Origin of the sequence: Halobacillus salinus (assembly GCF_004684905.1) — a bacterium.
Classification (GTDB): Bacteria; Bacillota; Bacilli; order Bacillales; family Halobacillaceae; genus Halobacillus; species Halobacillus salinus.
In genome coordinates this window covers 664170-684845 of the sequence record NZ_SRJC01000001.1, presented here as the reverse complement: position 1 = coordinate 684845, position 20676 = coordinate 664170, and the positions used below count along the sequence as shown (strand labels likewise).

The 20676-nt window shown below is 42.6% G+C and carries 22 protein-coding genes; 2 read left to right on the top strand and 20 right to left on the bottom strand.

Annotated features, from left to right (window positions below; translation table 11 throughout):
- Positions 1-85: 85 nt before the first annotated feature.
- From E4663_RS03735 to E4663_RS03680, 12 genes are all read right to left on the bottom strand, one after another.
- The gene (locus E4663_RS03735) at positions 86-613 is read right to left on the bottom strand and encodes a metallophosphoesterase (RefSeq protein ID WP_135326723.1); all 528 of its coding nucleotides are present in this window, start codon (positions 611-613) and stop codon (positions 86-88) included.
- Positions 614-631: 18 nt separating this feature from the next.
- Positions 632-1225, bottom strand: coding sequence for an XTP/dITP diphosphatase (locus E4663_RS03730; RefSeq protein WP_135326722.1), 594 nt, complete (start codon positions 1223-1225; stop codon positions 632-634).
- Positions 1218-1982: a ribonuclease PH gene (gene rph / locus E4663_RS03725; RefSeq protein WP_079479492.1), complete on the bottom strand. Its 765-nt coding sequence runs from the start codon at positions 1980-1982 to the stop codon at positions 1218-1220. The genes E4663_RS03730 and rph overlap by 8 nt, the downstream gene beginning before the upstream one ends.
- Positions 1983-2105: 123 nt before the next feature.
- Complete coding sequence (locus E4663_RS03720) at positions 2106-3203, bottom strand: GerMN domain-containing protein (protein ID WP_079479491.1); 1098 nt, start codon at positions 3201-3203, stop codon at positions 2106-2108.
- A 131-nt stretch (positions 3204-3334) separates the two neighbouring features.
- Positions 3335-4153 carry a glutamate racemase gene (racE, locus tag E4663_RS03715; RefSeq protein WP_135326721.1) on the bottom strand — a complete coding sequence of 273 codons (819 nt, stop codon included), beginning with the start codon at positions 4151-4153 and terminating at the stop codon, positions 3335-3337.
- 14 nt (positions 4154-4167) lie between these two features.
- Complete coding sequence (locus tag E4663_RS03710) at positions 4168-4614, bottom strand: MarR family winged helix-turn-helix transcriptional regulator (RefSeq protein ID WP_135327558.1); 447 nt, start codon at positions 4612-4614, stop codon at positions 4168-4170.
- Positions 4615-4796: 182 nt separating this feature from the next.
- Positions 4797-5021 (bottom strand): helix-turn-helix domain-containing protein, encoded by a 225-nt coding sequence (locus tag E4663_RS03705; RefSeq protein WP_008635211.1) that lies wholly within the window; start codon positions 5019-5021, stop codon positions 4797-4799.
- A gap of 92 nt (positions 5022-5113) precedes the next feature.
- Positions 5114-5764, bottom strand: a complete 651-nt coding sequence (locus E4663_RS03700; protein WP_135326720.1) for a response regulator transcription factor — start codon at positions 5762-5764, stop codon at positions 5114-5116.
- On the bottom strand, positions 5761-8007 hold the full coding sequence (locus tag E4663_RS03695) for a sensor histidine kinase (protein WP_158290414.1): 2247 nt from the start codon (positions 8005-8007) through the stop codon (positions 5761-5763). Before E4663_RS03695 ends, E4663_RS03700 begins: the two co-directional genes overlap by 4 nt.
- Before the next feature lie 263 nt (positions 8008-8270).
- Positions 8271-9035: a succinate dehydrogenase iron-sulfur subunit gene (gene sdhB / locus E4663_RS03690; protein WP_135326719.1), complete on the bottom strand. Its 765-nt coding sequence runs from the start codon at positions 9033-9035 to the stop codon at positions 8271-8273.
- Positions 9036-9050: 15 nt separating this feature from the next.
- Positions 9051-10802 (bottom strand): succinate dehydrogenase flavoprotein subunit, encoded by a 1752-nt coding sequence (gene sdhA / locus E4663_RS03685; RefSeq protein WP_079479486.1) that lies wholly within the window; start codon positions 10800-10802, stop codon positions 9051-9053.
- 58 nt (positions 10803-10860) lie between these two features.
- Complete coding sequence (locus E4663_RS03680) at positions 10861-11481, bottom strand: succinate dehydrogenase cytochrome b558 subunit (protein WP_079479485.1); 621 nt, start codon at positions 11479-11481, stop codon at positions 10861-10863.
- Positions 11482-11777: 296 nt separating this feature from the next.
- Between E4663_RS03680 and E4663_RS03675 the strand changes: the two genes are divergently transcribed.
- Positions 11778-12212 (top strand): YslB family protein, encoded by a 435-nt coding sequence (locus E4663_RS03675; RefSeq protein WP_079479484.1) that lies wholly within the window; start codon positions 11778-11780, stop codon positions 12210-12212.
- Between the two features lie 17 nt (positions 12213-12229).
- Here the strand turns inward: E4663_RS03675 and uvrC are convergent, their stop codons facing one another.
- The gene (gene uvrC / locus E4663_RS03670) at positions 12230-14029 is read right to left on the bottom strand and encodes an excinuclease ABC subunit UvrC (RefSeq protein WP_079479483.1); all 1800 of its coding nucleotides are present in this window, start codon (positions 14027-14029) and stop codon (positions 12230-12232) included.
- Between the two features lie 167 nt (positions 14030-14196).
- Between uvrC and E4663_RS03665 the strand changes: the two genes are divergently transcribed.
- Positions 14197-14400: a hypothetical protein gene (locus E4663_RS03665; protein WP_135326718.1), complete on the top strand. Its 204-nt coding sequence runs from the start codon at positions 14197-14199 to the stop codon at positions 14398-14400.
- A gap of 57 nt (positions 14401-14457) precedes the next feature.
- Here E4663_RS03665 and trxA read toward each other — a convergent pair whose 3' ends face one another.
- The 7 genes from trxA to E4663_RS03630 form a co-directional block, all read right to left on the bottom strand.
- Entirely contained in the window at positions 14458-14772 is a 315-nt protein-coding gene (trxA, locus tag E4663_RS03660; protein ID WP_079479481.1) for a thioredoxin, read from the bottom strand.
- 139 nt (positions 14773-14911) lie between these two features.
- The gene (locus E4663_RS03655; RefSeq protein WP_135326717.1) at positions 14912-15892 is read right to left on the bottom strand and encodes an electron transfer flavoprotein subunit alpha/FixB family protein; all 981 of its coding nucleotides are present in this window, start codon (positions 15890-15892) and stop codon (positions 14912-14914) included.
- A 26-nt stretch (positions 15893-15918) separates the two neighbouring features.
- Positions 15919-16692: an electron transfer flavoprotein subunit beta/FixA family protein gene (locus E4663_RS03650; RefSeq protein WP_135326716.1), complete on the bottom strand. Its 774-nt coding sequence runs from the start codon at positions 16690-16692 to the stop codon at positions 15919-15921.
- 17 nt (positions 16693-16709) lie between these two features.
- Positions 16710-17483 (bottom strand): enoyl-CoA hydratase, encoded by a 774-nt coding sequence (locus tag E4663_RS03645; protein ID WP_135326715.1) that lies wholly within the window; start codon positions 17481-17483, stop codon positions 16710-16712.
- A 13-nt stretch (positions 17484-17496) separates the two neighbouring features.
- The gene (locus E4663_RS03640) at positions 17497-18087 is read right to left on the bottom strand and encodes a TetR/AcrR family transcriptional regulator (RefSeq protein WP_079479477.1); all 591 of its coding nucleotides are present in this window, start codon (positions 18085-18087) and stop codon (positions 17497-17499) included.
- A gap of 103 nt (positions 18088-18190) precedes the next feature.
- A complete protein-coding gene (locus tag E4663_RS03635; protein ID WP_079479476.1) occupies positions 18191-19894 on the bottom strand; it encodes a long-chain-fatty-acid--CoA ligase in 1704 nt (567 codons plus the stop codon).
- A gap of 348 nt (positions 19895-20242) precedes the next feature.
- The gene (locus tag E4663_RS03630; protein WP_079479475.1) at positions 20243-20650 is read right to left on the bottom strand and encodes a DUF350 domain-containing protein; all 408 of its coding nucleotides are present in this window, start codon (positions 20648-20650) and stop codon (positions 20243-20245) included.
- Positions 20651-20676: the final 26 nt, after the last annotated feature.

The window sequence follows — 20676 nt, the reverse complement described above, 5'->3', positions numbered from 1 at the left end:
GCAAGTGAAAAGTTGTCTTGTGAAGCGGACAAGAATAATAATATAACGAATCACGTTATATGTCAATGGATTGCAGCAAAGAAATTTAATTCTTTGCTGCTAGGGATGTTTCCATTCTTAAATCAGTCATAGGTTCTCCATCGACGTGATAAAATTGGACGCTTACTTCATCCAAGGTACTCCACTCTAAAATAGCATAGGAGGGCTCTTTATGATCACGTGGAAGTCTTATACTTCCAGGGTTAATGAACAGTTTGTCGTTCACTTTTTCCGCTCCTGCTATATGTGAATGGCCAAAACAGGCTACTTTAGCACTTACTTCTTCCGCACGGTAGGAAAGAGGCATAAGTGTGGATTTGATCTGATATAAATGACCGTGTGTGGCATAAATAGTCAATTCTCCCACAGTTACTACTTGATCATCTACCATTTCCGGTTCGAAATCGCAGTTGCCTTTTGCATAGTAGTACCCTTCAAGTTCTGGAGCATCATACGGAAGTTCTGAGTCACCACAATGGATCATCGCTTCCACTTCTCCTCTGTGGCGAGACTTGATCTCTTCCACCTCATCTGTCAGTCCATGACTATCACTTATAATCAATACTTTCGGCATGTTCATTCACCTCGAGATTTAAGCGTTTTTCAGCCACTCTTCTAACTGGATTATCGCATTATGACGATGGCTGATTGCATTCTTTTCTTCGGACGTGTATTCAGCAAGCGTTCTCTGTGAGCCTTGCGGAATAAATACCGGATCATAGCCGAAGCCATGTTCACCTTGTGGTTCCTCAGCAATATGCCCTTCGCAAGTACCGATTTTCACGAAAGTGTCATGGTCCGGTCTAGCTACGGCAACAGCACAGACAAATCGAGCTGTTCGTTGATCAGTCGGGACGTCTTTCATGTTTTCAAGTACTTTATCCAAGTTCTTTTGGTCATTTTTTTCAAGGCCGGCGTAGCGAGCTGAGTAAACACCAGGAGCACCCTCCAAGGCATCTACTTCAAGCCCGGAGTCGTCCGCCAATACAGGAATGTTGTACTGCTTTGAAATGGCCTCTGCTTTGATGGTGGCATTCTCCGTGAATGTAGTTCCGGTTTCTTCAATATCTTCAATCGGTTCGTCAAACTCTAATAGTGACTTTACCTCAATTCCATATTTCGAAAACATTTCACGGAACTCACGTACTTTACCTTCGTTTTTTGTGGCAATGACCAATTCATTCATTGCTTGCTTTCTCCCTAAGGTTGTCGATTACTTCCGCGTAGCTTCCGATCGCTTCTTTTTGCATTTCAACGAGTTCTTCTACACCTTTTTGCGCAAGAGAAAGCATCGTTTGAAGCTGAGGCATTGTGAAAGTGGCTTCTTCACCTGTGCCTTGAAGCTCGACAAACTCCCCGTCTCCTGTCATGACGACGTTCATGTCTACATGCGCTTTACTATCTTCTTCATAGCAAAGGTCCAGAATCTCTTGACCATCAGGCAGCACACCTACAGATATAGCAGTTAAGTAGTCCGTGATTGGGAGCTTTTTGATTTTTCCAGCGTCTACAAGCTTCCCAAGTGCAAGTACAACGGCAACAAACGCGCCTGTAATGGAAGCGGTACGTGTGCCTCCATCGGCTTGGATGACATCACAGTCCACCCACAATGTACGTTCTCCGATCGAGTCCAAGTCAACGACAGCACGAAGCGCACGGCCGATCAGACGTTGGATTTCCATTGTACGTCCTGAGACTTTCCCTTTAGAGGATTCACGAATATTACGTGATTCTGTTGCACGTGGAAGCATCGCATATTCAGCGGTAATCCACCCTTTTCCTTGTCCGCGTAGAAAAGGAGGTACACGATCCTCTACACTAGCATTACAAATGACTTTCGTATCTCCAAAACTGATGAGAACAGAGCCTTCTGGGTGTTTCACATAGTCAGTTTCAATTGTTACATTTCTTAATTGGTTTACTTCTCTTTGATCACTTCTCAACGTAAATGACCTCCTTCATCATCTCTCTTATCCTTGCCCATCTTAACACAATTTCATATGTGTCGGTAGTAAACCTACACGTTTACGAAACAAAAAAAGAACCCCCGCGAGAGGGTCCTTCCGTTACAATCCTATTGCTTGGTTCACTTCTTGACGTGTGACTGGCTCAACAATTGGTTCACCTAATTCATTGATAACCTGTTCTGAACCTTCCACATTCACCTCGACAGACTCCACTTCCTCAAAATCAGTGAGGCTCATAACCAGACTAGCTAACGCTGCATTGGATAATGTCGGTTGGTCTTGTCCAGTGAGAATCGCTTCATTAAATGATAGGGACAGTACTCCGTCATTCAACTCGGTCTTTAATACTTCTGCTTCATCATTGAAGGGCTGCAAGAGGGATGTTTCAAGTGCGGGCCCTTCCAACAATGCTTGGACGACAGTTGTATAAAGGTCGTCTCCCTTTTGGACCCTGGTCGTTACTGGAACTTGATAGATCTGATCCCCTGACTGGGCTGGGAAGTAAACAGTGACAGCCTCCGTATCGAGAACATCTACATGGTCCGCACCTTGTACGTTAATCCCGTCAGAACGGGAAACCCCTTGAGAAACCGGGGTTCCGTCTACAGGCATCACATTTTGTTCATATCCGTTGATCCATAACTTAATTCGTTTAATTCCATCAAACTGCGTTAGTGTGTAGGTCATCGCTTCAAGAATTTTCTGTTCATCTTTTGCATCGTAATTCTTAAATTCCTCTGACAGATCAACTACCATCGTTCCATCCGCTTCTGGATTAAGCCCTAGAACTTCAGTTCCAGCCGGAAGAACCGCTTGGAATCCATTAGGCAATAAGTTCGTAACAGGACCATCTTTCACTAAGTATTCAATTGCTTGAGAAGCAGCTTCTTGGGATGCAGGCAATTCAATCGTCTGTGGAACAATCATCCCGTTTTCATCCATGAGGTACAATTCTCTTTCAACTGTTTGGGAGGTGGGTTGTTCCTCACCTTCCTGCTCCTCTTCCCCTTCACCACTCGGCTCTTCCCCTTCTGGCGCATCCTCTTCCAATGCTGTATCCGTTGTATTCACAGCTTCATCAGGACTATCCATTTTTTCTAACGTCTGTTCTCCTTCAAACAAGCAGCCAGAGAGCAGCCCTGTCGTTAATAAAAGAATAACCGATATGATCATAGGCTTGAAACCGAGGCTCTTCATACTTTTCCCCTCCTGAGATAGATTGTACTACCATATATACGAGCCCCATCATGGTTTAGACCATCGAATTTTCAGGTAGAGCTGTCAGGAAAAGAGTAGAGAAAGAACTATACAAAAAAAGCTCTGCTTCATTAAGCAGAGCTTCTGGTACCTTCAAGTTCAACAAGTTCGAGGATCCGAACAGGATCTTCAAACCAACTGTTTGCGACAACTCGGAATTTTTCGATATCACCCGTTGTATAAAATTCATGAACAGGTTCTTCATTTGAGGTGTTCAAGGCTTTCTGATAAGCAAGAATCAGGCTTGCTTCTCGGGCCGTTTCTTCGCCAGAACTGATCACTTGGATATGGTCTCCCATCTCTTTCTGGACAAGTTGCCGAATTAACGGATAATGGGTACAACCTAGAATGAGTGTGTCGATATGATTCATTTCCTTCAAAGGTTGAAGCGTTCTTGCAACGACCCCTTCAGCCATTGGTCCAGCTAATATCCCATCTTCCACCATTGGAACAAATGGAGGGCATGCCAGGTCATTGATTCGGATCGAAGCATCTATGGAGCGAAGCGCGTTTGGATAAGCTTTGGAGCTGATCGTTCCTTCAGTCCCTATCACACCGATTCGCTTATTCTGACTGACCTTAATCGCAGCTCTTGCCCCTGGTTCTATAACGCCGATCACCGGAATAGAAAGTTGATTTTGCAATTCCTCTAGCGTATAGGCAGTTGCCGTATTACATGCAATGACAAGCATTTTAATATCTTTATCAAGTAAATAATTCACCATTTGCCAAGTGAATTCCCTTACTTCCTCTTCAGGTCGAGGGCCGTATGGGCATCGTTGTGTATCACCTAAATATATAAAGCGTTCTTTCGGGAGCTGCCTCATTAATTCTCGCGCTACCGTTAATCCACCAACACCCGAATCAATAACTCCTATCGGCTTTCTCACACTACATCCCTCTTTTACTTTTCTTCTACTTGTTGTTCAGTCTGCAACATATTTTCGTGAAGCAAATGTAGAAGACGATTTAATGTATTGACGTCCTCATCTGATACGTCTTTCAAAACGTTCAGAAGGTATTCCTGCCGTTTATCTATCACTTCATGAATGATTTGCTTTCCTTTATCAAGTACTTGAATTCGAACAACACGTCGATCTTTCGGATCACGGATGCGCTCAACAAGTTCATTCTTCTCCATACGATCGACCAAGTCTGTTGTCGTACTACAGGCTAAATGAATAGAATTAGAAAGCTCCCCAATAGTCATATTCCCTTTATCAAGCAACCACTGTAAAGCAACAAACTGTGGAGCCGTAATAGGATAATGGTTTAGAATCACACGCCCTTGCTGTTTTATGATCCCAGCTATGTATCGTAATTCTTTCTCAACATCAGCCACTTTGGTCATCTGTTCCGATTTTGGCACAACCAGCACTCCTTAACGGTTTTGTCTTTAATCTTCATTGTCGTGGTTTACTAAGTAAATTTCAAGGTATAACCATCATATTCGACAAAAAACCCTTCCAGGTACCGCTACACATCAGCACCTGAAAGGACCCCTCTCTCCAAGTTACATTTTCTATGGAAAAGTTATAATTCCAGTTCACCCATTCTAAGCAGCTCTACAACTGCCTGCGAGCGTCCTTTCACACCTAACTTCTGCATAGCGTTCGAAATATGGTTTCGAACGGTTTTCTCAGAGATGAAAAGCTCTTTTGCGATCTCCCTTGTCGTCTTATCTTGCACCAGAAGCTCAAATACTTCTCGCTCCCGCTTGGTAAGAATTTGCGTTGGCCGATAGCCGTCCTCCTTCACAAGCGTACCCCTCCTTGTTCTCTTGAGCTTTATAAGGGGAATTATTTAGTCTTTGTATCGTATGAGCGGAAGGGCGGCTCTGTGCTACAGGTTCATGATTTAGACACAAGCCCGAGTTCTTGTGCTTTGTAAAGCGCTTCTGTTCGTGATCTTACATTCAATTTATTGAAGATACCAGTGAGTGTATACTCCACGCTACGCTGTGACATATGAAGCTCTTGAGCGATTTCTCTGTTCGTTAAACCAGAAGCAACTTCCTTCAGTATGGACTGCTCCTTCTCGTTTAAAGAAATCTCTGACCCACTTGGAGTTTCTGTTGTTTGGCTTACGCTCGCTTCTGATCTTCTCAACTGCTTGAACAGATGAAGCGGAATAACTACTTCGTCACGTAATGCACATTCAATAGCCGTCACCAGCTGTTCACTCGTCGCTGTTTTTGAAACGAAACCATTGACGCTCGCTTCAACCAACATGTTGAAATGAGTACTCAAGTCGAACCCGGTGTAGATCAATATAGTGATATCTGGATATTCTTTCCGAATCGTTTTTGCTAATTCGATTCCGTTCATCCCCGGCATATATAAATCGAGAAGAAGTACATCGTAGTCCTTCTCTTTCAGTAAATGCTGCACTTTACCGCTTTGTTCAATCACATCAACGCTCATTCCTGATTGTCCCTCGAGCATGGACCTCGTCCCTGCTCCGACAGCGGGATGATCGTCTACGATTAATACTGTCGTCATACATGTACCTCCTTAGTTGCGGTACAAGGAAATGTTATCACAGCTTCAAAGCCTTGACCCGGGGCTGTTGATATATCCATACTTCCATTCAATCCGTTTACGCGCTGCTCAATACCGGACAAACCAATATGAGAGAACAAATCCCGTTGAAAGGAGAAATCCATTCCTCGTCCATTATCTGAATAGTGTAATTCCACATTGTCTTTATCATTGGATAGAGATAACTTCACCACTTTTGCACCTGAGTGTTTCACGGCATTGGTGAGAAGTTCCTGCACAATCCTGAATATTGCCAGTACGTGCTCCTGGTCCAATTCTGTAGTAAAGTCTTCTTCCGAGAAGTAAACCGTAAAGTTCGACCTTAGTTGATATTGTTGAATAAGGTTATTAAGAGACTGTACAAGCCCCATTTCCTCGATAAAGGCTGGTCTCAACTCGTTACACGTCTCTCTGATTAGATGGATACTGTCGAGCAGTGACTCTTTATACATCACAAGTTCAGAGTGTAAAGTTTTCGGTAGATCCTTTCTCTGGCGTAACAAGTCATCCATTTTTCTATAGAGAAACAGTTGTTCTTGAAGAACTGTATCGTGTAAATCAATAGACAGCTGCTTCCTCTGGTTCTCTGCAATTGTGAACAGCAACCTGGAAAGCCATGTAGGATACTTCTGGGTTTGGTCATTTCTCAGTCTTCTTAGTTCCTTCACGAGATCTTCAATCAAATTCATATTCTCAATTGCAATGTTGGCATTATGGGAGATGGTTTGTAAATAGGTCTTCTCATCACGGTTTAAAGTAGTAAAGTCACGCTTTCCTTTACACCAAAGCATCGTGATTTTATCTAAAGAAAAGCCGACAATCACACCGAACCCCTTCGAAGACTCAATAATCGAACCAACATCATAATTATTCTTATCCAGCTGTTCGCGAATGTTTTCCATAATGTCATCAGGAATCTGATCATAGACACAATACATATTGCGTTTGATGTGCTTGGAGTAAATGTAAATATCACGTACATTCATGACATTATTCACTTCCCCTCGCATCACCTTCATGAGATCGACCGCATTGGATTGGTCTTTCATATCCTTCGCCATCCGGTGCATACTCTCCTGGAAAGAGTATCTTGCAGAGAATAGATGCCGCTGCAGTCTAAAATCCAATATTTCTTTCATAGAGAGAAAAGAAACCAGCGTGATATAAACAAGAAGAAACACCTGAATATATACCACAGGGGACCGATCGACCTCGACAGCCCAGAATGAAATGAAGGTCAAAAGAATACTCGGAATGACCGACAACAGGGCATAATACCTTACACGATTCATGACAAACGTGATATCAACCAGCTGCTCTCTGGTAATCAAATACATGAACGTAATCGGTAATGCCACTAAGAAGAAAGCTCCAATCTCCAAGGAAATGATCTTCACACCAAAGGTGAGGGCTGGAATTAAATATAAGAAAATATACGGAAAGAAAGCGATGGACACACCTACGCTCATATATTTGAAGATAGACCCGACAGGAGTAGACTTATAAACGTATAAACCCCTGTATATGATCGTAAACAATATGATATAGAGAAGCAGTAACAACCAATGCGGAACCGGATTGAACCACGCCGGATAGTTTTTGGTGACTAAATAATATTTCTCAAGCAAAGATACCATTATTGTTACAAAATATAAGAAATAGATGATTTTCTTCGAGAACCAATACACATTAAGTTCTTGAAAATACTTATAAAGAAAATGAATTAAAATGACGGGAGAGGTGAGAAACATAGAAGTATTAAGAAGTACACTATACAAATCGTCCCGCACTGCACCGCTGTTACTCATATAACCTAACGCCACAGCTAAGAAGTACAGAATAAGCGTCCCCATGGAATATCTTGTAGGCACTCGCTTATGAACTAAATATGAAATACCAAGTACACTTACAAAGAATAATATCGGGATTAAGATATAGAACGCCCAGTGCATCGCACTTGAGTCAGTGATATCATCGTAAACCATCCTGCTTCCGTCGAATTGCACCGTGATACTATCTGCCATTTCCACCTCTGAAAACATTGAAACAGAAGTATGTTCCTCTGGGCTCTCGCCATTCACAGATACCACTTCTGCTCCTATCGGTACAAAGTGGCGGTCTGCCCAACCTTCATTATTTATCTCAGAAATGACGTAATTGCCATCTTTCTCTTCCAAATCTATGCCGATGAATGGTTGATTCATAGATAAAAATGCTATATAACATCCTGATATGATAAAAAATAATAATACAAGTATATGAAACCATTTCATTTTTTTCATGAGATCACCCTAATAAAAATTAACAACCACGTCTATTATACTACTCATTGTTAAGACGGCAAACCATTTAAAAATGCTTTGCTATATGATTCTTTACACACAAGAACTTATCTTAACAAAAATCACTTCCAAAATAAATCCATAAAAAAACCACCGCCCCAAAAGAAAGGCGGTGGTTTCTATTATTAGATACGCTGGTCACTTCCGAAGAAGCTTTTGAAAGATTCAATTGCAGTATCACGGTTCAATGCAGCAATTGATGTTGTCAAAGGAATTCCTTTCGGACAGGATTGCACGCAGTTTTGCGAGTTACCGCAACCCATAAGCCCTTCCTCATCCATAATCGTCTGCAGACGTTCACTCTTATTCAGTTCACCTGTCGGGTGTGAATTGAAAAGGCGAACTTGTGATAAAGGAGCAGGTCCAATGAAATCAGATTTGCTGTTCACGTTTGGACAAGCTTCTAAGCAAACACCACAAGTCATGCATTTCGACAACTCATAAGCCCACTGACGCTTACTCTCAGGCATCCGCGGTCCAGGCCCAAGGTCATAAGTACCGTCAATCGGTACCCAAGCCTTCACCTTTTTCAGTGAATCAAACATACGGCTTCGATCAACTGCAAGGTCACGATTGACTGGGAATGTTGTCATTGGCGCCAAGCGGACCGGCTGTTCCAACTGGTCTACAAGTGCCGTACAAGATTGTCTCGGAGTGCCGTTGATTACCATCGAACAAGCACCACAAACTTCTTCTAAACACCCCATGTCCCAATAGACAGGTGTTGTCTTCTCGCCATTTGCATTGACTGGATTACGACGGATCTCCATCAACCCAGAAATGACGTTCATATTTTCACGATAAGGGATCTCAAATGTTTCCTCATAAGGCTGTTCGTCCGGGTGGTCTTGACGCGTAATTATAAACGTTACGGTTTTATTTTCGCTCATCATCAATGACCTCCTTTATTTACTTTTCGAGTAGTCACGTTTCCGTGGCTCGATGAGTGAAGTATCCACATCTTCATAAGTGAAGACAGGCTTATTGTTCTCTGCGTCATATGAGGCAATGGTTGTCTTCAACCACTCTTCATCATTACGGTCCGGGAATTCCGGTTTGTAGTGTGCTCCTCGGCTTTCGTTACGGTTAAGAGCACCTTGTGTAATAACACGAGCAAGCTGCAGCATATTCCATAATTGACGAGTGAACATTGCCCCTTGGTTACTCCAGCGGGATGTATCGTTAATGTTGATGTTCTTATAACGGTCCATCAGCTCAAGGATTTTTTCATCTGTCTTTTTAAGCTTTTCGTTTTCACGTACAACCGTTACGTTATCGGTCATCCACTCACCAAGTTCTTTATGAATCTGGTAGGCATTCTCCTCGCCGTCCATTTTCATAATTTCATCGAATTTGGCTTGTTCCTCTTTGACTTTCTCTTCGAAAAGAGTTGAGGACATGTCATCTGCAATCTCATCTAGCCCTTCTGTATATTTCACTGCGTTCGGCCCGGCGACCATTCCGCCGTAAATAGAAGAAAGAAGAGAGTTAGCACCAAGACGGTTACCACCGTGTTGTGTATAGTCACATTCTCCGGCAGCGAAGATTCCTGGAATATGTGTCATTTGGTCATAATCGACCCACATGCCACCCATGGAATAGTGGACGGCAGGGAAGATTTTCATTGGAACTTTACGAGGGTCATCCCCAACAAACTTCTCATAAATTTCAATGATTCCGCCCAATTTAACGTCCAATTCTTTCGGATCTTTGTGAGAAAGATCCAGGTACACCATGTTCTCTCCGTTAATGCCGAGTTTCTGGTTCACACACACGTCGAAAATTTCACGTGTTGCAATATCACGAGGCACTAGGTTTCCGTAAGCAGGGTATTTCTCCTCAAGGAAGTACCAAGGCTCCCCGTCTTTATAAGTCCAAACTCGTCCACCTTCTCCACGAGCAGATTCACTCATAAGGCGGAGCTTGTCGTCTCCAGGAATTGCTGTCGGGTGAATTTGGATGAATTCACCGTTTGCGTAGCGGACACCTTGTTGATAAAGAGACCCAGCTGCTGAACCTGTATTGATGACAGAGTTCGTTGACTTACCAAAGATAATACCAGGGCCACCAGTTGCCATAATGACCGCATCAGCAGGAAATGCTTTGATTTCGTGACTGCTTAGGTTCTGACCTACAACTCCACGGCCAACACCCTTATCATCAACGATAGCAGACAAGAATTCCCAGTTCTCATATTTAGTTACCAAACCGTTCACTTCATGACGACGAACCTGCTCGTCAAGAGCATACAATAGTTGTTGCCCTGTCGTTGCACCGGCAAACGCTGTACGGTGGTGCTGCGTGCCTCCGAAGCGTCGGAAGTCAAGGAGTCCTTCCGGCGTACGGTTGAACATAACCCCCATACGATCTAGTAAGTGAATGATTCCAGGTGCTGCATCACACATCGCCTTAACCGGAGGTTGGTTCGCAAGGAAATCCCCACCATAAACGGTATCATCGAAGTGTTCCCAAGGAGAGTCTCCCTCCCCTTTTGTATTGACGGCTCCGTTGATTCCACCTTGTGCACATACAGAGTGAGAGCGTTTAACAGGCACAATTGATAGCAGATCCACGTGAATCCCTTGTTCTGCTGCTTTAATGGTTGCCATCAGACCGGCTAGTCCACCGCCGACGATAACAATATTTTTATTAGACATGATTGAAGCTCACTCCCTTAATTACGATATATCTACGTTAGTTATGCTATGACTGAATTTATGCGCCGTAGGCAAACTGGATCAATGTACGGACGCCAACGTAAGAGATTGCGACAAATACAATGATGCTTGCATACGTCATAATTTTTTGTGAGCGAGGTGATACAGTAATTCCCCAGCTTACACAGAATGACCACAGTCCATTGGAGAAGTGGAACGTAGTTGAAACGACTCCAATTAAATAGAACCAGAAAAAGAATGGGTCAGTAAGTATTCCTTCCATCAACTGATAATTCAATTCCGCTCCGAAGAAGCCCACGGCAATACGGGTTTCCCATACGTGCCATGCGATGAAAATAAGTGTAATGATCCCCGTAATACGCTGGAACATGAACATCCAGTTTCTGAAATATGAAAAGTTCCCTAAATTGCTTTTGGCCGTGAATGCAATATACACCCCATAAATGGAGTGGAATAGTAGTGGTAAGAAAATGATAAAGATCTCAAGCACATAACGATACGGTAGACTCTCCATAAAATGAGCTGCCGCGTTAAATGCTTCTGGACCACGTGTTGCAAAATAGTTCACAGTCAAGTGTTGGATCAAGAAGATCCCGATGGGAATTACCCCTAATAATGAATGTAATCTTCTGTTAACATACCCGCGCGTTCCCGCCATATTTACCCCCCTCAAGATATATAACTCTTTAGAATTTGTGCATTTTTCAGACAGTTAAGCGCTTTTATGAAACGCAAAAAAATAAATCGAAAATCCCCTCTTTTTGTAACATCGTCTGATTCGCACACAATTTGTGACATATTTATTGTACTTCTATCCAGTAATAGCGTCAAGAAAGCAAGCGGATAAATTAGACATTTCGACAGATTGTTACCTAGATGCATAAATACGAGAATAAAGATTGCGTGAGGATGGCTTTCGCGAGATAATGGAGGAAGGGAGAAAGGAATGAGGGTATGAAAGAATCAACGAAACTGACAACATCGAATCTATCATCATTAGTGGGGACAGGCGCTGCCTACGATATTATGCGCTACTATACACTTCCGGATTTTCTTGGGAAAGATGCCCCCTACTTACTCTATTTGATGGGTAAGAACATCGCCCGTCAAAGTGATTTGCATCAATTTGAAGAGGTTTATGAATTTTTCCAATATATTGGATGGGGCGACTTGCAATTAGAGAAAGAAAAGAAGAAAGAATTGGTCTTTCGCCTTTCCGGCCATATTGTCGAGAAGCGACTGCACCAGAGTGTATTCAAAGTCGATTTCCGTGTAGAAAGTGGCTTTCTGGCAGAAGTAACCGGCCAGCTGACGGGTGATACATATGAGTGTTTCGAAGAGATCAACACCAAAGGGAACTACGTGGAATTGACGGCGGTTCGCGCCTAATGTAAAGAGCCAGGGGATTACTCATCCTCTGGCTCTTCTTCTTTTTCCTCATTTAAATGGATCAAAATCGTCTGCGCAACAGGTTCCGGAATGCCTAGTTTGGTCATTGCAGATAGATCAGCCTTCTTGATTTCCTGCACAGACTTGAAATGACGCAACAATAGCCGCCTGCGTTTCTCTCCGACTCCTGGGATTTGATCCAGTTCAGACTGGATAGCCCCTTTACCCCTTAACTGCCTGTGGAAGGAAATAGCGAATCGGTGCACTTCATCCTGAATTCGCTGTACGAGGTAGAATTCCTGGGACTGTCTGTTCAGGTCGACTACGGTAGGAGGGTCGCCATATAACAACTCACTCGTCTTATGTTTGTCATCCTTAGCTAGGCCACATAAAGGAACGTCCAACCCAAGTTCATTTTCTAATACATCTTGAGCAGCAGACATTTGCCCTTTCCCTCCATCCACTACAATCAAGTCTGGTAATGGAAGGTCTTCTTTCAGCACCCGTTTATAACGGCGACGAACCACTTCCCGCATCGTTTCATAATCATCTGGTCCTTCTACGTCGCGTATTTTATATTTGCGATATTCTTTCTTGTTCGGCTTTCCGTCGATAAAGACGACCATAGCAGATACAGGGTCTGCGCCTTGGATATTAGAGTTATCGAACGCTTCGATGCGATGAGGCGTTTCAATGTTCAAATGATCCCCAAGTGTCTCAACCGCTTTAATGGTTCGCTCTTCATCCCTCTCAATAAGCGCAAACTTCTCCTCGAGCGCAATTTGAGCATTCTTCATGGATAATTCCACAAGCTCTTTCTTTCGCCCGCGCATAGGAATCATTACTTTCGGATCAATGATTTCCTCAAGCGCCTCTACGTTTGTCGCCACTGGTACGAGTACTTGTTTTGGATAAGGATGATTCTGATGCAAATAAAAACGACCGATATAACTTAAGAACGTCTCTTCCGGATCGTCAAAAAACGGAAACAGTGAGACGTCACGTTCTATCAGCTTCCCTTGTCGCACAAAGAAAACTTGCACACACATCCAGCCCTTGTCATAGGCATAACCGAAAATGTCACGATCCACTTTATCGTTCATCGACATCTTCTGTTGCTCCATGACAGATTCAATGTGTTCGATTTGGTCGCGCAATTCTTTTGCACGCTCAAAATCCAGCTCTTCTGAAGCTTCATACATTTTATTCTTCAGATCTTTCTTGATCTCCGTATGCCCACCATTAAGGAAGGAGGTAATAGATTGAACGATTTCCTGGTTGGTTTCTTTGGTAACTTTGTATTCACAAGGTCCTAAACATTGGTGCATGTGATAATACAAACAAACGCGATCAGGCATCGTGTTACACTTCCTGAGCGGATAAAGGCGGTCTAATAACTTTTTCGTCTCCCTTGCTGCAATGACGTTGGGGTAAGGACCGAAGTATTTTCCTTTATCCTTTTTCACGTTCCTCGTCACAATCAACCTAGGGTGTCTTTCTCCTGTCACTTTGAGATAGGGATACGTTTTGTCATCTTTAAGGAGAACATTGTACTTCGGATCGTATTTCTTAATTAAATTCATCTCTAGTATGAGAGCTTCAATTTCAGAAGTGGTGACAATATATTCAAAGTCAATGATCTCTCTTACCAAACGTTGTGTTTTGCCGTCATGGGCACCGGTAAAGTAGGAACGAACCCGGTTCTTCAAAACCTTGGACTTCCCGACATAGATGACTGTTCCATGCTTGTCCTTCATCAAGTAACAGCCAGGTTGGTCCGGTAAAACGGCTAATTTTTCTTTTATGTTTTCATTCATGATTGGATCAACTCCGTTATATTGAGAAGGTTATTTATTCAAAAATACCATATAGAAGGGAGATAGAACAGCCATTCGCCTTTTTAAATGCTTTTCAACCTGCACTTTCATTCTTTTCTTTTTTGCTTTATTGTGTGATGTAAGGAATTGGTTAGGAGGTATCACGATTGAGCAAAAAAATGTTTCTGTTTGAGATCATATTCCATTCTCTACTTTTGCTGTTAGCATCCTTCGTGGTCACTGCTTATGTACTTAGCGGAGAGCAAGCATTTTATATCATTATCGGTGTGTTGATTGCCGTCAACAGCCTGATACGTATCATTAGAGCAGTCAACAAACGTTCCAAAAACAACCACTATCAGCCAAACTGACAATTGTATCAATTACAAAAAAACCGCACTGCATATGCAGTGCGGTCCTTTAATGGATTAAGAATGTTTTGTGATCAATTCAGCAAGTGCTTCTTTTGGTTGGAAACCAATTACTTGGTCTACGACTTTACCATCTTTGAATAGAAGCAATGTTGGAATACTCATAACTCCGTATTTACCTGCTGTTTCTTGGTTTTCGTCTACATCCAGCTTGACGATTTTAACCTGATCGCTCATTTCTTCATCAAGTTCTTCAAGAACTGGTGCAATCATTTTACAAGGTCCGCACCAAGGTGCCCAGAAATCGGCAAGTACAAGACCGTCATTAGTTTCTTCTGTAAAGTTTTGATCTGTAGCTTTCACAATAGCCATTTATATATTCCTCCTATGAACAAATCTTGATTACAGTTTATCACTAACTATTTTTAGTGACTACCAATTTGTTTATACCTTATTAAAACACGGAAAAAAGCCGAAGCCAAATAATCGGCTCGGCTTTTTTTGGAAATTTTTATGCGTTCACTTTCATTTGTTTGATTTCATCGACCAGTTTTGGTACGACATCAAACAAGTCACCGACAATACCATAATCCGCCACATTAAAAATGTTTGCTTCCGGATCTTTGTTAATGGCTACAATTACTTTGGAGTTGGACATACCGGCTAAGTGTTGAATGGCACCGGAGATACCACATGCAATGTAAAGGTCCGGTGTAACAACCTTACCTGTCTGGCCGATTTGAAGGGAGTAATCACAGTATCCAGCATCACAAGCTCCACGAGATGCCCCTACCGTACCGCCAAGAACCTCCGCCAAATCATTGAGGGGTTCGAAACCTTCTGCACTCTTCACGCCACGACCACCAGCAACAATAACTTTAGCTTCGGATAAGTCGACACCATCAGAAGATTTTCTGATGACATCTTGGATGATGGTGCGGATGTTTGTGATCGACACTTCTTTTTCTGTTACTTGCCCCGTAAGAGCTTCGTCTCTCTCAAGGGATGGAATGTTGTTAGGACGGATCGTTGCAAAGACAAGTCCGTCTGTAATCTCTTTCTTCTCGAAGGCTTTACCAGAATAGATCGGACGCGTAAATACGATATTCCCACCTTCTGCTACCACTTCTGTAGCATCCGAGATGAGTCCGGATTCCAAACGGCTTGCAAGTTTAGGAGTCAAATCTTTCCCTACTGCTGTATGACCCATGATGATTCCTTCAGGTGATTCATCATTAATTACTTCCATTACTGCCTGAGCATAACCATCAGATGTATACGTTTTCAATTCTGGGTTTGATACAGTGATAACTTTCTCCGCTCCGTAATATACCATTTCCTGTCCAAGTGCACTTAAGTCACCGTCTCCGCACAGTACCCCTACAACTTCTCCACCATCGCTAACAATATTTGCAGCTGCGATCGCTTCGAACGTTACATTACGTAGTGATCCTTCTCTTGCTTCCCCAATTACTAATACTTTTTTACTCATACCGATTCTCCTTTCCCCTTATCGAATTACAGAACTTTGGCTTCCGTTTTTAGTAACGAGACGAGTTCCTTAACTTGATCGTCCGTTTCCCCTTCAAGTACTTTACCTGCTTGTTTTTCTGGTGGTAAGAATATTTCTATTGTTTTCGTCTTCGGTTCTACATCGTCTTCATCTAAATCCAAATCATCGATTTCTAGTTCTTCCAGCGGTTTTTTCTTCGCTTTCATAATTCCAGGAAGTGATGGATAGCGTGGTTCATTCAAGCCTTGTTGGCAAGTTACAAGCAGTGGAAGAGAGGTTTCAACTTTCTCTACATCTCCTTCTACATCGCGTTCGATGTTCGCTTTCTCACCATCAACTTTAATGCTTGTAATAGTGGTAACGCAAGACATGCCAAGACGTTCAGCCAGACGAGGGCCAACTTGACCGCTTGCTTCATCAATCGCTACGTTTCCGGCCAACACTATATCTGCTTCTTTGTCTTCAAAGAAGGCTTCCAGTATTTTCACAGTCGTGAACTGATCTCCTTCTTCCAAGTCATCCTCAGTATTAATTAGAACCGCTTTGTCTGCGCCCATAGCAAGGGCTGTGCGCAACTGCTTCTCTGAATCCTCTTCCCCGATTGTCACGACCGTCACTTCACCGCCGTGCTCATCACGAAGATTGATCGCCTCTTCTACTGCGTATTCATCGTATGGGTTGATGATGTATTCGGCACCATCGTCTTCGATTCTTCCATTTGAAATTGCAATTTTCTCTTCTGTGTCAAACGTTCTTTTTAATAGAACATAAATATTCATATCAGTACCCTCCTAAACTATTGATCCGAAAATTGTGGTTTTCTTTTTTCAATGAAGGCTTGAATGCCTTCTTTGGCATCTTCGTTTCCAAACACTTGCCCAAAGGCAGCAGCCTCTTGTTTTACGCCATCTTGGAGCTGTGACGTGTGAGCATATGGAATCAACTTCATTACATGGTGGATAGTAGGTCCACTCTTCGAAGCGATTGTCTTGGCAAGCTTATCTGCTTCCGGGAATAACTCCTCATCTGAGAAGCTTTGGTTCGCAAGTCCAAACTTGGCTGCTTCCTTGCCAGAGATCGGTACGCCTGTAAGTGTCATCTCATAGGCTTTTGCAGAACCTACGTACCTCGGAAGACGCTGCGTACCTGCAAATCCTGGTATGATTCCAAGGTTCAACTCCGGCAACCCAATCTTGGCATCGTGGGTCACATACCGGATATGACAGGACATCGCAAGTTCCAACCCACCACCAAGTGCCGCTCCGTGAATGGCAGCGATCACCGGTATATGAAAATTCTCTATCCGGTTAAATAACTGCTGCCCCTTACTCGCAAGAGCTTCGTAATCAGAAGCTCCTTGCAAAGAGGTGAACTCTTTGATGTCTGCACCTGCTGAGAAGAACTTCCCTTCTCCTTTCAGCAAAATCGCTTTTATAGAAGAATCTTTTTCTATAGCGTCCAGTTCATTCGACAAATCTTGAAGAATAACACTGGACAATGCATTAGCAGGTGGACTCTCAATAGTAATCGTTGCAACATGATTTTCTTTATGAACCGTGAGCGTTGACAAAAGAATCTCTCCTTTACTGACTGGATCGGGCTAATCCATGAACAATCAAGCTATGGACTTCATGAGCCTGGTCTACTATGTTATAACGCTGTTCCTTCATCACCCAATTCGTCACCGTCTCATCCAATGTCCCAAAAATCATTTGACGAACAAGACGGCGATCTAGGTTCGGACGGAACAGCCCTTCTTCCACACCTTCACTAATGATGGCATCAATTACATTTAAATAAGGTTTTAACACACTGTTTATCTTCTGCCTTAAATCCTTATTGGACTGACGCAGTTCCAACTGTGTCACAATTGCCAAGTGATGATCGGCAGACAACTGTTCAAAGTGTGTTTCAACAAGTTTCAACAACTTCTCTTCAGCTGTCTGACGGGAATTGGTTTCTTGCTCGATCTTCTCAATGAATTGCCCCATCTTCTCCTGAAAGAGGGAAACGAGAATATCTTCCTTATTCTTGAAATAAAGATAAATGGTCCCGTCTGCGACGCCTGCTTTCTTGGCGATCTTCGACACTTGGGAACTATGATAGCCATTCTCGGCAATCACTTCTACAGCTGCATCGATGATTTGCTTATATTTAGGTTTATTCTTTTTCATGATATCTCCTACCTTACCGAAAAATGAATGACTGTTCATTCACCTTCATTCTACAGGCAAGAAAATATTCTGTCAACTTTCTTTCAGGAATTTAAATGACACTTTATTGTACACTCTCAGAACCTTCTAATTTCTCTCTTTCTTCATCGACAAGTTTCCGTCGCAGAATCTTACCAACAGCTGTTTTCGGTAGTTCATCACGGAACTCATAGATTCTTGGTACCTTATACGCTGCCATGTTTTTACGGCAGTATTCGTTCAATTCATCTTCCGTAATATCGCTTCCTTGCTTCTTCACAATGAAAGCTTTGACCGTTTCCCCTCGATAAGGATCAGGCACTCCTACTACCACTGCTTCTTGCACTTCAGAATGCTCATAAAGCACTTCTTCCACTTCTCTTGGATAAATGTTATACCCACCAGCAATAATCATGTCCTTCTTGCGGTCTACGATATAGAAATATCCATCTTCCGTCATATATCCCATATCACCAGTACGGAACCAACCATCTTCGCTTAGGACTTGAGCTGTTTCTTCCGGACGGTTCCAATACCCTTTCATCACTTGAGGTCCTTTAACAGCAATTTCACCTATTTCTCCCGCTTCTGCTTCCTCATCCATATCCATTCTAAATATTTTGGCATCTGTGTCCGGCCAAGGGACTCCGATGCTTCCACTGATTCGTTTGCCCCAAACAAAATTAGAGTGGGTGACAGGAGAGGTCTCTGTCAAACCATACCCTTCAACGAGCTTTCCGCCTGTTACTTCCTCAAATTGTTCCTGTACTTCAACCGGTAGAGGAGCAGAACCACTGATACAAGCCTCGATAGACGATAAATCATATTTCTTTAAGTTCGGGTGGTTCAGAAGAGCAATATAAATGGTTGGTGCTCCAGGGAATAACGTTGGCCTCTGTTTATCTATCACCTTCAGTACATCTTCTGCTTCAAATTTCGGCATCAGAATCATTTTATTCCCCATCATCACGGAGAGGTTCATAACAGAAGTCATTCCGTACACGTGGAAGAATGGAAGAATGGCAAGTACTGTTTCCTCCCCGTCTTTACACTTATACAGCCACTTTTTAGACATTTGTGTATTAACAATCAAATTAAAGTGCGTTAGCATAACGCCTTTAGGAAACCCAGTAGTACCACCAGTATATTGCAATAATGCTAAATCCTCTGAAGGGTCTACGTCTACTGGAGCCACTTTTCCATCCGTCGTTTCCATCATATGCGTCCAGAGGTGTGTATCTGTCGACTGTTCTGGCCTGACAAGTACTTGGTACTGACGCTTCTGAATAAATGGATAGATTTTGTTTTTAGGGAATGGTAAGTAATCCTTTATCCCCGTCACAATGATATGCTCAAGTGGTGTGTTCGGTTTTACATTGGCAGCTTTCGGATAGAGGACATCAAGACAAATAATCATCTTGGCACCAGAGTCTGTTAACTGGTACTCAAGTTCTCTTTCCATATAAAGAGGATTGGTCTGTACTACAATCCCACCTGCCATTAAAACGCCGTAGTAAGCGATGACCGACTGAGGACAGTTCGGCAGCATAATGGAGACGCGATCTCCCTTTTCGAGACCGAGGCTCTGCAAATAACTCGCAACACCTTTGGCCTGTTCATGTACTTCTCGATACGTAAGCTCCTTCCCCATAAAATAAAGCGCTTTCTTTTCTCCGTACAACGATGCACTCTCTTCTAAATACTGATGCAATGGCTTGAGGTCATAATGCAACGTTGCTGGTATTTCAGGTGGATAATGTTCGTGCCAAGGACGTTTGAAATTCGACATACACAACTCCCCCTTTAAGTGCTATATATTCATTATAACGATTTTAATGTTGTATTTGAAATAAAATTTAAAAAATTGCGATTAATTACCATATTTAATTTGTAAAATTTAGTAAAATTGGATAGAAGCAGTTATCTCTTTTGGATAGCTGCTTCTATTGCTGAGGTGGGCTTATTACTGATTCCCTTTTAAGAAAAACACTTTAAATTGCATACTTCTTGCTCAAAAAAAATAACCGTCCAGTAGGGACGGTTATTTCTATAGGATGAAGAATAGGACGCCGACAGCTAGGAATACCGCTGCGACAACCAGAAGTACTTTCGCTAAAGTTTCCATTGCTTTTTCCCCTTAGATGATATTCGCACCGATAACATAAGAGAGCCCCACAGAAATGATGAGCGATATGAAACCGACAGCTCGGTTGTCACTTGCAATCTCTTCATCGATCTTAAAGGATGGCGTTAAAAATTCGTAAATAAAATAACCGGACAACAATAGAAGAAAACCGAACAATCCCCATCCCATCGTTTGGAGTAGAGAGTCGTTGTGTTCTATTGAATATCTAAAAATATTCGCAATCCCAAAGATCTTACCTCCCGTAGCCATAGCAACTGCTATGTTTCCCTGCTTGATTTCCTTCCAATTATTGTAGGAGGTAACCAGCTCGAACACGGCCATGAATAACACGAGGCATAGGATGACCACGCTGTATCTTGCCGCTGTTTCAATTAGTGTATATTCCCAAAAACCGCTCATTTCTGTTTGCTCCCCTTTGAAACGTC